The sequence below is a fragment of the Amphritea balenae genome (assembly GCF_003858655.1).
Classification (GTDB): Bacteria; Pseudomonadota; Gammaproteobacteria; order Pseudomonadales; family Balneatricaceae; genus Amphritea; species Amphritea balenae.
Genome location: NZ_RQXV01000007.1, coordinates 135,925 through 150,676, shown reverse-complemented (window position 1 = coordinate 150,676; position 14,752 = coordinate 135,925). Strand labels below are relative to the sequence as shown.

Genomic DNA, 14,752 nt, shown 5'->3' with positions numbered 1-14,752 from the left:
GTTGTTTCATTCCATTTTGGCTTCTGACATACCGAAGATTGAGCGATCCAGTTCGACGCCGGCTTCCCTCAGTTCGGTATAGAAACGTGGTGCGATACCCATACTGCGGTAATCGCCCTGAATATAGCCCTCTTCTGATATACCGGTCTGACGAAACTCAAACAGCTTCTGCATCAGTACAACATCTTCTTCAATACCATCAATTTCAACGATGGAGGTGACCCGGCGGCGACCATCGGCAAAGCGACTTTGGTGCACGACTATATCTACCGCTGAGGCGATCTGTTCACGTATTACTTTCACCGGCACATCCATCGCCTGCAGTACCATTACTTCCAGACGGGATAGCAGATCTCTGGGGGTGTTTGCATGAGCCGTGGTAAGTGAGCCATCGTGACCGGTGTTCATGGCCTGCAACATATCCAGCGCTTCGCCACCGCGACACTCACCCACGACAATACGATCAGGCCGCATCCGTAAAGCATTTCGTACCAGGTCTCGGATGGTGATCTCGCCTTTCTGCTCGATATTGGCAGGCCTGCTTTCCAATGAGATAACATGGTCCTGCCCTAACTGCAGTTCGGCGGCATCTTCAATGGTGACGATACGATCGCTGGCTGGAATGCAATCGGACAGGGCATTAAGGAAAGTGGTTTTACCGGAACCGGTACCACCGCAAACGATGATATTTTTGCGATGCTTTACGCAGATTTCGAGAAACTTAGCCATCTCCGGGCTCAGGGAATTGAATTCCACCAGCCGCTGTAGATTAAAACGTTCTTTGGAAAACTTACGAATGGTGACTACCGGACCGATTAACGATAAGGGCGCTATGATGGCATTAACCCTTGAACCGTCCGGCAGACGGGCATCAACCATCGGCGAGCCTTCGTCTATCCGTCGCCCAAGTGGTGTAACAATTCTTTCTATGACACTGTGTAACGAGGCATCACTGGTAAACCGGGTAGTGGAACGGCTTAACCGACCACTGCGTTCCAAGTAGATCTGATCAGGTCCATTGACCATAATCTCGGTAACGCTATCGTCGGCTAGCAGCGGTTCAAGCGGCCCCAGCCCGATCGATTCGGCAACGGTTTCCTGTAATAACTTTTCGGTATCACAATCGGCAGGCAGCCGGATATCCCCGGAACGAATAATCTGTGAAGCGGTACTGGACGCCTCCTCCCTTAACTGTGTATCGCTGTATCCATCGATCAGTGTGCGCTTAAACAGATCCATTTTTTCAAGAGTCTGCTGTTGCAGCGTTTTTTTCAGTGCGGTCCAGCGTTCCGCTTCGGCCTGATCAGCACGGCTCAAACCGGGCTTATGCTGTTTATCTATTTGGGTTGTCAGCACAGGTACGGCTGCTTCATCAGCCGATTCGGGCTTAGCCGGAGCCAAAACAGGCTGCGCTAATGATTCGGATAACATACCGCCCTGCACAATTTTAAGTGCGGCTTCACCGAGCCGCAGTACTGAATTTACCGAAGGATTAATAACCCGGGTCTGCTTCTCACCATCAACCCATAACTCATTGCCGTTCATAGCAGTAATCACTACATCGCTGGGCTGTACCTCAATGGTTGCATGGAGCTTACCGACACTGCGATCTTTTACCCTAAGGTCGGCGAACAGTGAACGCCCCAGAGTGTGCTTACCAAAATCCAGCTCTCTGATAACCGGTTTACGCCCCGCTTCACTTAACTCTATCTGTAACATCATTTAGTCCATTAAATGAAATTTGACTTTATCTTCACCTTCGGCAAAGAGGGTCTGATACCTTTCCTGGCTACGGCTTACCGCTTCACTCTCTGCGGTGATCAGGGTTGGCGTAACCAGTACTACCAACTCGGTTTCGTTATTACGGAATTCACGGGATTTAAACAGCTCCCCCAGAATTGGCAAATCACCCAACCCGGGCACTTTATCAACAATTTTGGAGTCTTCCTGGCTGAACAAACCAGCTATTACCATGGTTTGACCATCGTAAACATTCATTTGAGTTTCAGTGGTACGCTTTAACAGGCCAGGAATACCCAGTACTGCTACCGACTGATCAATAGAGCTGACTTCGACTTTAACCTGCGACTGAATATAGCCCTGATCGTCCACCTTGGGTGATATTTCCAGATTGATACCGTACTCGCGGAACTCGACGGTGACCTCACCATCATCTGAGTAGGGAATTGGAAACTCACCACCGGCCAGAAATTTGGCCTGGCCACCACTGATACAAGACAGGGTCGGCTCGGCAAGCAGACGGGCATCACCGTTGTTATCCAGCAGATTTATCACTGAATCAATTGAGCTTGAGATACCTAAAAAACTATGACGACCCGCTTGCAGCGGCATCCCCTCCAGATCTAACCGTAAGTTAGCACCCGGCGGCAGACCATTGCCCCGGTAAAAGCTGTTTACCTGATAATCTTCAAGAAAAGAGAACACGGGTCCGTTCATCAGATCGGCCCAGTTAACACCAATGTTTTTCAGAGCGTTACGATTAATCTCTACAAAGCGAGCATGTAACAGCACGGTTTTCTTATGTTCAAACTCAGGCGCTCTGACCAGAGAAAACACATTAGGGAACTGTTCGGCGATCTGTTCCGCCCGCTGCAGATCGCGTTCACGGGTGACTTCACCGTCCAGAATATAAGTGTTGCGTACTTTAGAAATTTCCACCCCCGGCATACCCAGGGTCAGACGTTTCAGCTCAGGCAGGGTTGGCCCGGAAACATGACCATCAACCTGTATCAGGTGCAGTTCAGGTTCACCTTTGCGCTTCCATATGCGCAGATCTGTTACCCCTTCCTGTTTAGCGATCAGCAACACTTCGGAGCTATCTTTAAGCAGCTTAACCTGAGCAACATCGCCATTACCCACAGCCACCCGCTTTACCTTTGGGGCTTTCAATACCAGGGTCTGCCCTGCTGAGATAAAGTGTATCTGATGCTTATTCGACAATTGCACCTGCGCCATTGCCAAAGAGGTACAACTCAAGCCGACAACTGCCAAAATACACGCGATCCATGCGCTAAATTTGTTCAACTTACTTTCCTCCAATAATAATTTCGACCCATGGCCCGCGGGCAACAGCGGTTCCGAGAAGATCCTGCTTTTTTATTTGTCCGGCAAAGGCTACGCCCTTCTCTTCCACGCCGCGCAGTACAAATGAGATATCACCCACTTTCTTAGCATGAGTCACTTTGGCAGCATTCTCAGGCGTTAACTCAAGCGTAACGGTGTTGTACTGAATCACTTCACCGGTGGGATTTTCGGAGGTTTCAACTCCCGTAGCGATAACCCGTACATCAGACAGTAGTGGCACCGTCGCAAGCGTGTCCCGCTTTTTAGTAGTCAACAACATATCTACCCGGTCATTAGGCGAGAGCATTCCCGCAGCCGATGCCAGCTTATCCACACTGATGGTCACAGCGCGGGTGCCGCTATCGATCAGCGCAGCAAACTTGCCTCCTTTACGTTGCGAGACATGGGCCTGCAATACTGTTTCACCGGACTTCACTCCGTAGGACAAGGCATAACCTTTGATCAGTTCAAAGTCATCAGCACTGATGGCATCGGAGTGAACAAAGCCTGAGGGCACTTTACGCAAAGCCACGGTATCACTGCTAACCACATCGCCGGGGCGCAGGTCAAACTTAGCCACCACCACATTAACCGGGGTATATTGACGATCCAGTTCTGCTTCTTTGCTAGCAACCGAGTTTTCTATGTACTGGTACGTTAAATAGACTGCTACAGCACCTGATATTAATGCTCCACAGAGCATAGCTATGGTTAACAGACGTCCCTTCATCAGTGTTTACTTCCATGTTCAGATTTCAGTTAATAGGGGATAGACAATACATCCGAGTAATTGTCGTGATGGGTCTCCAGATTGTCAGTAATCTGGGGTAAGAGGAGAAAAAATATACCAGCAAAGACACTGGCGATAATCAGATATTCAAGCAGCGTACTACCACGCATCGATGACCGTTTACCTGGCATGACGTCCCTCCCTGGTGACCAACATTAATGAGCCTGGATAACCGTCACGGGCTTGAATAAACACCCGCAACCGACCCTGGCTACGGCGAAATAACAGTTGTTGTGGCTGGTTTTGCAATAACTCCCAACCTCGTTCGGTAAACATTGAGATTGCGATATCCCGACTGCCTTCTACACCCGCATGAGTTGCCAACACTTCAAGGTCGAAATGCTCGCCATTTTCATTATTGTGCTGCTGCATTACCCGCATCACGCCGGGAGGATACTCAGGTGTTGTCGGCTCAGCTTCGTGACGGCTTTTACCGGGTAGCTCTGATACCGACAAAATACCTTCCACGCCGAGTAGATCTGGCTTTAACTGTACCGTATAGAACCAGTTATCATCACCGCTGCCCTGAAAGTGCCAGCCATCAAGGCTGTAGGAAACAGACTTATCGCCCAGCTGCGCCAGCATCTGATCGAATAGCTGTTGTGTTGCCTTTAACTGACCCTTAATATGAAAACCACGCATACTCATCTCAACACCGTTGTATTCCATACTACGGGCAATCCAGTAACCCTCAACGCCTTCCGGCAGTTCGGGCTCGGGGAGCTGTGCACTGGTGTTGCAGCTAAGCGCTAGTGTTAAAGCAAAAACTACGTTCTGTATAAGTTGCCTCATTTCTGGATATACTCTGACAGTACTTTGCTCGAGTTCGCAACAAAGTCGGTTTTACTGCCATGCTTACCTTCTTGAAAAGGGAAGTACTGGCCAAAAGTTTCGGTGCCCGGCACTACAACCACTTTTACCAGTTTTTCGGCTACCAATCCTTCGGTGGTTTTTTTGTAGTCCGCCTCATCACTGGCGATCCAGTTATCGGTGAGAATGCCGCCGCTGGCATTCAGGCTAAGCTGACGAACCTGCTCATAGTTATTGGGATTAAAAAAACCAGCCAGGGTGGATGGTTTGGATTGTTTGGGGTTACGCACCCGGTCACTGATCGGCATAGAAACAGAGTAAGTACTTAGATACGCCGGACTCAAGTCAAGGTCCAAGCCAAATAACGTGCCTTTATAGGCCATCGTTCTTACGGCAGCATTATGTTTGATCGGTGTGCGTTGCTTCTTTACCACATTTACACGAACAGTACTGCCATCGGATACCATCAGAGTGCGGGTTTTATGGTCTCGCCAGAGAGGGTCTTCGGTAACGCCACTCGTTTCAATATTGTCATAATTGATGATCGGGGCTTTACGGTGGCCCATAAACCGGTCGGTACTCTCCAGCTCAAGCTCGATAGCACTCTTTTCCCGGCCTCCTGGCCATATTACATTTTCCCAGACCACATACCGCGTGGCTTCCACAGTCTTATGGCGCATATCGGCATATTTGCCCAGAATAGAGATTCCGAAAAACAGGGGTATTGCAGCCAGGCTACCAATAATCAACTCAATTGATGCGGAACCCTTTTGTCGGGAACGAAAGCGCTTTAGTCCACGCGTTGCCATGACCTGTCCTCAGGCACGGCAATTTGCTCTTTTTTTATACACTGATGGCTAATATCTGTCGCCTCAGTATAAAAAGCATCCTTGCCTTGTCTTACCGTTCGTCCGAATAGAGCAACTGTCCAGCCATAGAACAGCGCGTTACAGACTTCAACTGTTTGCACACCAGCCATCGATTTTTTAACCCAGCTACATTCAAAACCAGCAAAGCGCTTTAGCTTTCCACCATCCTCAGGGTACACATAAGGCAGGCTACTTTTCCGATGTACTGAATGACCTCTCACCGAAGCGATGTTTTCATGTGCTTTATAGGTATAAACCCGATCCTCAGTTTCCCAACTTTGTTTTCGGTAGGGCTTATAAAATGGGTTTTCAGTGAACATCGAGGGAATATCAACAATCTCCCCCACCCGTTCAGTTAACAACGTTTCCTGTGTTGCATAGACAGTTTGCTTACCCTTTATATTTGGTATCTTACCTAGGCTCCGACTCATAAAATTTGGGTACTTAATCACATACGCTGCAATTTCATCCAGATCACAGTTAAGCGGTTGTTGATCAGCAGCCTGCACAGTAGCGACCACACTAAACAACAGCGCTGAACCGACAAAACTCTGTTTTATACTCCAGGCCATGGTTCCACCAGTTTTACATTCCAAAAGGGGTTAAACAGGTTGGCATACTCTTCTTTATGCCCACTAAAGCCTTGCACCGGTTTTTTGAAGAACACCCGCGCCCGACCAAAGCCCGAAATCGAGCTACCTTTATTAGTGATAGCCATTCGGGTATTCGGGGTACTCTGACTATCTTTTTTGGTCGTCAGCGTCACCATATCCATATACAGGGGATAATCATCGCTACTGAGCCAGGCCTTGCCATTCACCTGAGTGTAGCCATGGATACCTCGATAGTTATCATCAAACTCCCCGGTACTGGCATTACCTTTACCGATGGTGCTCCATTTCCAGCCTTTAATACTCCAACGGCCATAACGCATCTTATCGTTGGCCTTCCAGCTAGACAGAGAACTGCCCATAGAATGGCTTGTTGAAGCGGTTTTACGCAATTTAAATACTGCAAAGAAACGCTTTGACCAGCTTCGGTTATTAAACCAGCGCTGTGAGCCGGCATAACTCATTTGTACTAGTTGACGCATCTTGCCACTATCATTACCAGGGCTCATCACCTGTACGGCACCGATAAGACCCGCCTTTTGCGCCAGAATTGAGGCATCAACCAGGCCACGAAAGTCTTTTCCCGTCCCCTTAATAGAACCACTATCATTCACTTTTAACAGTGGATCATAGGTTTTTACCACTGCTGACATCACCTTATTCACCCGGCTCGGTGCCAAGTCTGCCATAGCTGCAAGCTGAGAATAATGAATAAGCCGATTCAGCTCATCAATGGTCGGGACTAAATACTCTGCCTCTAATTCTGCGAAATCACGAAGATAACCCGACATCTGTTTTAACAGATTAGTTACGTAAGACAGATAAGGAATAAAGCGACCGATACGGTTTATCTGATCAGCCGTGTCAGCCACATAGCGAATCCAACTAACATAAGTCACCATATGACCCACCGCGACATGGTTAGCCACCATGGCACGATTGGTATAGGCCATATAGTTAAGGTTGCGGGATACCCAAACCCCGGCACTGTAGGCTGCTGCATCAGACGCATTGGTGGCAATGCTTTTGTCCGTCGCCTTTTGAGTGGTATTGAACATAACCACCATCAACACAGCACCGGTTGCCAGCATAAACAACACCAACGGTAAGACCTGCCCTTTTGCCCGACTTAACATCAGTCTGATCTATTCAGCGAATACCCAATCTCTGCTTAGTTTTGTGAATTGTAATTAGAGAGGTTGTCGGCCTGATTGGCACGAGTAGTCGCAGTGTTAGCATTAGTTTGCGATGCAGTGATTTCAGTACCACCATCCTGACCAGACATCTCTTTGGCCATGGCTGCGGTTTGATTACCGATAACATCGCCAAAGGATGCAAACACACCGATAGCAGCAACCGCGATTAGTGCAGTAATAATGATATATTCTGACATGCCCTGGCCTAATTGTTTTTTGCCAAAGCACTTATGTGAACAGATAGATTTATCCATTGAAACTCTCCTTGTTTTACTGATCAGTGCCGTCGGCACTCCAATCCCTTGGGCGTTTAAAATAACATAACAAAAAACTAATACAAGCGTATAAAATCAGCTTTTTTTAACTTTAATCTGAATCAAATCACTAACTGTTTCCCTCATCAGTTGTGACTTATTGCTTGTTTGTAACCCTTCAGCACCATAAATAAGAACCTCTCCTCCGTTTTCATCCAGTATCAGCACTCTGCCTTTTGTCGTTTCAGTGATCGCCGCCAACGAAGTGGGCTCAAGAAAAAAATCATTTAACTGTACCGTCTGAAAATTAAACAGCTTTTGAGATGCCCCGTTAGCTACTGTTAAATAACCAAATTGTCGTAGCATGAACTGTTCAATAGTAAAATGCTGGTATTGAAACTTTGCTGAACTATTCTCTGTTCGTTTGACCGTTATACGGGATTCCTGCCAGCTTCCAGAGCTAATAATTAATACACAAAAAAACACTAAACCCGGCCATATTACGGACGGTTTTTCTGATGTTTCAGCATATGGATAACGTTTTATCGACAAAGCGCCCAACAGGGTGCTAAAAATTAACACCATCGAAGCGATGCCAATAATATATTGGTTGTTAATAAAAAAGCTGTGTTCGCTGGCAGGAAGACGGCTCGTTAAGATCGACTGGTAACCTTCTTCTAGCTGACGAATCACCCGCCCTTTATTATCGATTACCGCTGAAGGACCACCATTGACAGCCCTCAATATCGGCACCCCTGACTCAGCCGCTCGAATCTGATCCATTTCTAGATGCAGCTGTGGTAATAAACTGCCGGTAAGACTGTAGTCATTGGCCGTCACTACTAGAAGATCAGCATGCTTCAGGTCTGGCCTAAGCGCTTGTGTACGAAATGAATCAGAGCACACTACCGACACCAGGTTTAAGCCTTGCCACACCATACTTTGAGCACTCAGGCCTTCCCAAATACGCGGCTCTGCCAGCGGAATTGGTGATTTTTTATCAATTTCAGCAATCACCTCTAGATTGTTTGTAAGCAATAAGTTCGAACTATTGAGGAAACCATCATCCCGATACCGATATTGATGAATCAACCAGTCAGAAGAGCCACTACCAGCCAATAGTTTTTTCAGTGTGGGTGTAAATTCTGAAATATAAAGAGGTAACGCCGACTCCGGGAGCACGACCAGATCAGGATTCGTTTTTTTACTCTGCTCCAGTAACTGTTTTAATACCTGATAACGATATTCCAGGCGACCTGGCAATCCGGGAAAGCTTAGCAATTCATCACTGAATGACGTTTGTATCAGTGATATCTTCCTATTCGTAAAGTCCACACTATCCGCTTGCTGCCAAAAACAGTAGACAAGCATCAAAGCACAGAAGACTACCGGCAAAAATCGCCAGGTCAGTAGTGGGATAAACCAGTAAAAAGCAGCCTGCCATTCCGCGCCCAGGTAAGGTAGCAACAGATCCATCAAGGGACTATTTACCCAAAACACATTATGACTGAACGGAAATCCTGCCCAGCCACACAAAAACTCTGTCATCGCTACAACCACGGCAGCCAAAAACATGCCCGGCATACCGTGTCGGGATAATAATGAAGTGGCTGTACAAATAGCCATAAAGACGACAGCTATAATTAATACTGCAAAAATAAAAAGCCATAATGACATCGCATGAGCGCCCCAAAACGCATGCGATGCCATTGCAGCCCCCGTTATCAGACCTGCCGTAGCCGCTGTTTTTGGAGAACAGCTAGTACATAAGGCTGACAAAGAATAAAGCCCAATCACCGCAGCTGGCCAGAACGAAAAGGGAGGCAAAGCACTGACGAAACTGATCAGTGCAACCGGCAGCAACAATATAGGATTTTTACCAACCCAGCGTTTGCAGATCATGCAGAGTCTTTTCTAGAGCGGGTTCACGCTGATCCGGCGGCGTCACTTTTAGGTACTGATCAAGATACTGTGTGCCTTTACCAAGACTCAACAGCGACAGATTAAACAGCGCTTTACGATGCCGCGGCTCTTTACGCACAACCTGCTCAAAAGCGTATTCCGCCTCCTTTAACTTATCCAAACGGTAGGCAGAAACACCCAAGCGGAACCAGGTATCACTGTCGGTAGCTGATGCTTCAATCAACTGCCGATACTGACGATAACTATCAGCCCAGTTTTTATCCTGATAAGCGATTGCAGCAGTGTGTAACAAGGCATCGTTATTTGGTAATTCCGCGCTATTTTCTGAACCGGGTTCAACCTTACCGTTGGTAGCGCAGCCGGTTAATGCCAGTATTAAGAAAACATAAATCCATTTACTCATTTGCAAACCCATTCAGATCGAAACATTCTCCCTCTTTAAGCTGAAGCTCCTTGATAGTTCCTGGCATGAGCTCCAGCGTAAAACGAGTCTTGTGTGGCGCCAGCACCCAGCGCCACGGAGGAATGTTTTCCCGTTGACGAAGGATACTTCCTTTAGCACTGAGAAAAACAATATCCAATGACTGCTTCATAAACCAGGTATGCACTGATCCACCAGGGATAAATAACAGCCCCTGCCCCCGCTTAAGAGGACGGGTTATCGCTCCACCTAATCGTTCGCTAAAGCTGGTCAGCACTTTTATCTGAACCCCTCTACTTATAACGACTGTCATATCAGAGCATTTTTCCTAACAAGCCTGACTCCATAAACTGCACAACAATAGGCACAGCGATGATCATAAACGTCAACGGAAAGAGCAGACCGACCAAAGGCAGTAACATCTTAACCGGCGCCTCATTCGCCAGCTTTTCAGCACGCAGAAAACGCTCTTTGCGCCTTTGCCGGGCCTGATCCTGCAGCACGCCAGTCACACCACCACCACTCTCTTCCGCTTGAATAATTGAAGCAACGAAGTTCGTAACTGACGAAAGATCGATTCTGGTGGCAAACCGCTCCAGTGCATCTTTCCTCTCGATACCTGTTCGTACCTCTCGCTGATATCGCAATAATTCATCTTTCAGCGGCCCACTCACCATCTTTTCAATGCCCTGCTGTACTGCACCGGTAAAAGGCAAGCCTGCACGCATGCTTAATACGACCAGATCGAGAAAAAACGGAAAGTGCTTTTCAATTGATAATTGACGCTGTTTGGTGAAGTCTCTGACCCGAATATCTGGAAAAACATAACCTAAAACAGCTAAGGACAGTAATATTAGAATGATCCTAAGAATATCAGTTGTTCCGGATAACCAGATGACCAGACCAGCCAGCAAAGCAGTCACAATCGCAGAAAGACGCTTTAGGACAAAAAACTCAGCCGGCGTAATTATGTATCCCAGGCCCGATATCTGAAGCTTCTTTTTTATCCGGTCACTTTTTTCTGGCGCCATATTTTCTTCAGCCGATGCTGAATACATTCGTAGTAACGGCCGCACCATTTTAATAAAGCTGCCACTGCTATCCTGCCAACTTTCATTATTTATTTGGGTATTTTCAGAAGTGCTGATGGCCCATGGAATAGCCACCAAAAGCAGCACAGCGCCCCCGGCAAAGAACAACACGATAATAAGAAGATAATTATCAAACATCGATATTCACTATTTTGTAGATCAGCCATATCGCCAGTGCCATCATACAGCTCATTACGCCCAAGACAGCCCAGCCCCACACTTCAGTAAACAACACAGACATTTTTTCAGGTTCAAGAGAAAACAGCACAGCACCTACGCCCACCGGCAATAAACTAATCACCCAACCTTGCATTCGACCCATCGCTGTAAGGGCTTTTATCTTGCCTTCCACCTGTGCTTTTTCACGCAATGTATCAGCAAGACTATCAAGCGTATCAGCCAGGTTCCCCCCCACACCTCTGGCAATAACAATAGCGGTTGTTAACAGATCCAGCTCAGGGCAATTCAAGCGTTTGCCCATATCCCTGAGTGAATCTTCGAGATCCCGGCCAACCCGATTTTCTGCGACGATCAGGCCAAACTCCTGACTCAACGGTGCAGGTTGTCGCTGGGCCAGCATTTCAATACCTTTATTAAGACTCCCCCCTGCGCGCATAGCCGCAGCCAGTGATGCCAGTGCATCCGGCAACTGATATACAAACTTGTTCAGACGTTGTTTTCGATAGATAAACTGATAAACCCAGGGTGCAGACAACCCCATCAGAATACCCAATACGGCTCCCACAGGGCCCAGAAAAATAAAACCGATAAGGCTCAGAAAACAGGTTAACAATAGTGACGATAAGAGTAGAAACCGGGGCGAGGCGCTGATAAAGCTCAGACGTAGCTTATGCTCTACGTTATTAATTACCCGAGATTCATATAAGCCAAATAAGCTATATGAGTATTTACCGATAAGATAGAAAAAAGTCAGCCCCAGAACAAAGGCCGCAAAAATCAGAACGATCAGACGTATATCCACTATGATCACTCCCTGATCATTTTATTTCTGGTGCTCAATCGAGCTCAGACAATTCCTTTACCGAGATGATTATAAAAGAAAAGAGATTACATTCAACAACAAGATCAACCTGCGACAATCTGCCACACCAGTTCAGCAAAGCTCTTGGTTATAATTCTACTTTCTGCGAAGCTAGCCACATGAATTCGATAAGTAATACACGACACCAGTTACTCCAGCTCAGTTATATACGCACTATCACCATTTTTGGTCAGTGTGCGCTGTTGCTGTACCTGTTTTTTATACTTCAGGTGGATCTGAATTTCTGGTTCAGTGCCTTTGCTTTGCTGGCGATGGCACTGCTTAACCTGATGACCTTGTACCGTCTTAAATCCAGTTTGCCGTTAACACAGCTGGAGTTTTTCTTTCAGCTCAGTGCCGATATCGTATTCTATGGCTGCCTGCTGTATCAGGTAGGCGGGGTCAGCAACCCCTTTTCTGCCCTGTTATTAATGCCGTTGATCATCAGCGCCACTGCCCTGCCTAAGTCATTTACCTGGCTTACCGGCCTGTTAGTCGCCACTTGCTATACCTTGTTGCTACGTCATTATGTGCCTATCACTCTGCCTGATACCGGCCACCAGCATCAGGCTCAGGCACTGCTAAACCTGCATATGTTCGGTATGTGGATCAACTTTATCCTGACCGCAGCCCTGATTGCCTGGTTTATTGTCGATATCCGCGACAGCCTGCAAGAAAAAGAGCAAAGCCTGAACAAAGCCCGGGAAGGCAACCTGCATAATCAACAACTACTTTCTCTGGCAACGATGGCTGCCGGTACTGCCCACGAGATGGGCACACCGCTGGCGACGATGCGGGTACTACTGCATGAAATGCGGCTGGATAATCCCAACGATTCCCCGCTTCAGGAAGATCTGATCACGTTACAGAATCAGGTACAAAACTGTTCTGACCGGCTCCAGCATCTGGCTGAGTCAGTGCGGGAAGAGCAGAATGAAAGCCACCTGATACCGGCCGATCAGTTTTTAAATGAACTGTTAGATCGCTGGGTTCTGTTACGGCCTACGGCTCAGTTTGATGATCCAGAGTTCAATAACAAAAGCTACCCAACGATATTCAGTTCTATACCGCTGCAACAGGCATTTATTAACCTGCTGAACAATGCCGCTGATGCATCACCTGAACCGCTGCGTATCTGGACCGAACTTCAAGAAGACAATATGCTGTTTAAGATTCACGATCAGGGGCCGGGCATTCCCCTCGATCAGGCTGAAGAAATAGGTAAACCTTTTGTCACTACTAAAGGTAAAGGGCTAGGTATTGGTCTGTTCTTGTCAGCCTCAGCATTGAATAGCTACGGTGGTCAGGTCAATCTGTTTAACCATCCGGATGGCGGTACACTCACGGAGATAAGCTTGCCGATCGATAGTCAGGAAAATCATGATGGGTAATCAAACCGAGCCAATGAATTTTTTAATAGTCGACGATGATGAAACATTCAGTTCCGTACTGAAACGAGCGATCAAACGCCGTGGTTTTGAAGTCACCGTTGCCTCTTCGGCAGAACAGGCATTAACCTTGTTAGAAACCTTCAAACCCGACCTTGCCACACTGGACCTGAAGATGGACGGGGCTTCGGGAATCACCCTGATTCCCCGGCTGTTAGAAGTTAACCCGGATATCCGTATTCTGATTCTGACCGGTTACGCCAGCATATCCACCGCAGTCGAGGCTATAAAGCTGGGGGCAACTGATTATCTGGCTAAGCCTGCCGATGCGGATCAGATCCTTGAAAAACTCAAGTATTCAGAACCCAACCCTGATATCGAGATCGCAGACAAACCGATGTCAGTGGGCCGTTTGGAGTGGGAACATATTCAGAAGGTGTTGAACGAGCATGAAGGTAATATCTCTGCCACGGCACGGGCTCTGGGTATGCATCGCCGTACACTGCAACGAAAGCTGCAGAAACGGCCGGTAAAAGAGGATCATTAATCCTGTGATGAACTAAAACCGCTACCCGGGTTATTGTTCATCTATATATTTTTTCGCATCAAAGGTACGAATCCAGTCGGGGTAAAACACCATCATACCGGTCATAATAATGCCGTTTAATAAACCTTCAGGAAACATAATCAGCGGCAGGTACTGGATATATTCCTGAAATATTTTAGTACCCGGATACACGTCACTTATCCACAGTAGGAAGCCCATGGCCAGACCGCCGCTCAGAGTCGCGACTCCGGCGCCTAAAAAGGCGCAGAGAAACAGATAGATAAAGAAATTGGCGGGGAGTTTAGCTTCAACTAAGCGCAGAATCAGGTAGCTGACCAAAGCAGGAATAACCACAGTGCACAGGCCATTAACAGCAAAACTATGCCAGCCTTCCTGACCTAACAAGGTACTGCCTACCAGCGCCATACTGGCGGAAAGAATTGCCAGATTCCAGCCAAACATCAGTGTCAGCACTGTCACTCCCAGAAAATGAATGCCTAAACCTGGCGAAATACCTGCACGCATCTGCCAGAGCAGCATCAGAGCCACGGTCGCCCCGAGAAAAAGGTGCTGTAACTGACGGGTGTTGAGTATTGTTTTCCAGGGTGCAGACCAAAGTGCCAGTAACAGCGCCGAAAAATAACCCAGTTGGGCAAACCAGAACCAGAATCCACTAATCAGTTCAGTCGTCAGATTCATATTTTCCCCTGTTTACAGGTCCTACGA

17 protein-coding genes are annotated in these 14,752 nt (G+C 47.4%); 2 read left to right on the top strand and 15 right to left on the bottom strand.

The features are described 5' to 3' along the window. Positions 1-6: 6 nt before the first annotated feature. From EHS89_RS13425 to EHS89_RS13365, 14 genes are all read right to left on the bottom strand, one after another. Positions 7-1,722: a TadA family conjugal transfer-associated ATPase gene (locus EHS89_RS13425; protein ID WP_124926666.1), complete on the bottom strand. Its 1,716-nt coding sequence runs from the start codon at positions 1,720-1,722 to the stop codon at positions 7-9. Further along, a complete protein-coding gene (locus tag EHS89_RS13420; RefSeq protein WP_124926665.1) occupies positions 1,723-3,045 on the bottom strand; it encodes a type II and III secretion system protein family protein in 1,323 nt (440 codons plus the stop codon). It lies immediately after the preceding gene. A 1-nt stretch (position 3,046) separates the two neighbouring features. Next, positions 3,047-3,814: a Flp pilus assembly protein CpaB gene (gene cpaB, locus EHS89_RS13415; protein ID WP_124926664.1), complete on the bottom strand. Its 768-nt coding sequence runs from the start codon at positions 3,812-3,814 to the stop codon at positions 3,047-3,049. 29 nt (positions 3,815-3,843) lie between these two features. Further along, entirely contained in the window at positions 3,844-4,005 is a 162-nt protein-coding gene (locus EHS89_RS21145; RefSeq protein WP_170167502.1) for a hypothetical protein, read from the bottom strand. Beyond that, the gene (locus tag EHS89_RS13410) at positions 3,995-4,666 is read right to left on the bottom strand and encodes a hypothetical protein (protein ID WP_124926663.1); all 672 of its coding nucleotides are present in this window, start codon (positions 4,664-4,666) and stop codon (positions 3,995-3,997) included. Before EHS89_RS13410 ends, EHS89_RS21145 begins: the two co-directional genes overlap by 11 nt. Beyond that, entirely contained in the window at positions 4,663-5,493 is an 831-nt protein-coding gene (locus EHS89_RS13405) for a hypothetical protein (RefSeq protein WP_124926662.1), read from the bottom strand. The genes EHS89_RS13410 and EHS89_RS13405 overlap by 4 nt, the downstream gene beginning before the upstream one ends. Beyond that, positions 5,475-6,062 carry a hypothetical protein gene (locus tag EHS89_RS13400; RefSeq protein ID WP_124926661.1) on the bottom strand — a complete coding sequence of 196 codons (588 nt, stop codon included), beginning with the start codon at positions 6,060-6,062 and terminating at the stop codon, positions 5,475-5,477. Before EHS89_RS13400 ends, EHS89_RS13405 begins: the two co-directional genes overlap by 19 nt. A 47-nt stretch (positions 6,063-6,109) precedes the next feature. Continuing rightward, the gene (locus EHS89_RS13395) at positions 6,110-7,300 is read right to left on the bottom strand and encodes a hypothetical protein (RefSeq protein WP_124926660.1); all 1,191 of its coding nucleotides are present in this window, start codon (positions 7,298-7,300) and stop codon (positions 6,110-6,112) included. A 35-nt stretch (positions 7,301-7,335) separates the two neighbouring features. After that, entirely contained in the window at positions 7,336-7,614 is a 279-nt protein-coding gene (locus tag EHS89_RS13390; protein ID WP_124926659.1) for a Flp family type IVb pilin, read from the bottom strand. A gap of 96 nt (positions 7,615-7,710) precedes the next feature. Next, positions 7,711-9,516 carry a nitrilase-related carbon-nitrogen hydrolase gene (locus EHS89_RS13385; RefSeq protein WP_124926658.1) on the bottom strand — a complete coding sequence of 602 codons (1,806 nt, stop codon included), beginning with the start codon at positions 9,514-9,516 and terminating at the stop codon, positions 7,711-7,713. Further along, positions 9,491-9,940: a tetratricopeptide repeat protein gene (locus EHS89_RS13380; protein ID WP_170167501.1), complete on the bottom strand. Its 450-nt coding sequence runs from the start codon at positions 9,938-9,940 to the stop codon at positions 9,491-9,493. The genes EHS89_RS13385 and EHS89_RS13380 overlap by 26 nt, the downstream gene beginning before the upstream one ends. Then, positions 9,933-10,271, bottom strand: a complete 339-nt coding sequence (locus EHS89_RS13375) for a DUF192 domain-containing protein (RefSeq protein ID WP_124926656.1) — start codon at positions 10,269-10,271, stop codon at positions 9,933-9,935. Before EHS89_RS13375 ends, EHS89_RS13380 begins: the two co-directional genes overlap by 8 nt. A gap of 1 nt (position 10,272) precedes the next feature. Continuing rightward, entirely contained in the window at positions 10,273-11,187 is a 915-nt protein-coding gene (locus EHS89_RS13370) for a type II secretion system F family protein (protein ID WP_124926655.1), read from the bottom strand. Then, positions 11,180-12,031, bottom strand: a complete 852-nt coding sequence (locus tag EHS89_RS13365) for a type II secretion system F family protein (RefSeq protein ID WP_124926654.1) — start codon at positions 12,029-12,031, stop codon at positions 11,180-11,182. The genes EHS89_RS13370 and EHS89_RS13365 overlap by 8 nt, the downstream gene beginning before the upstream one ends. A gap of 179 nt (positions 12,032-12,210) precedes the next feature. On the opposite strand from EHS89_RS13365, the gene EHS89_RS13360 reads away from it, so the two are divergent. Then, positions 12,211-13,482, top strand: a complete 1,272-nt coding sequence (locus tag EHS89_RS13360; protein ID WP_124926653.1) for an ATP-binding protein — start codon at positions 12,211-12,213, stop codon at positions 13,480-13,482. Continuing rightward, on the top strand, positions 13,472-14,026 hold the full coding sequence (locus EHS89_RS13355; protein WP_229753593.1) for a response regulator transcription factor: 555 nt from the start codon (positions 13,472-13,474) through the stop codon (positions 14,024-14,026). The genes EHS89_RS13360 and EHS89_RS13355 overlap by 11 nt, the downstream gene beginning before the upstream one ends. A gap of 30 nt (positions 14,027-14,056) precedes the next feature. Here the strand turns inward: EHS89_RS13355 and EHS89_RS13350 are convergent, their stop codons facing one another. After that, the gene (locus tag EHS89_RS13350; protein ID WP_124926652.1) at positions 14,057-14,725 is read right to left on the bottom strand and encodes an energy-coupling factor ABC transporter permease; all 669 of its coding nucleotides are present in this window, start codon (positions 14,723-14,725) and stop codon (positions 14,057-14,059) included. Positions 14,726-14,752: the final 27 nt, after the last annotated feature.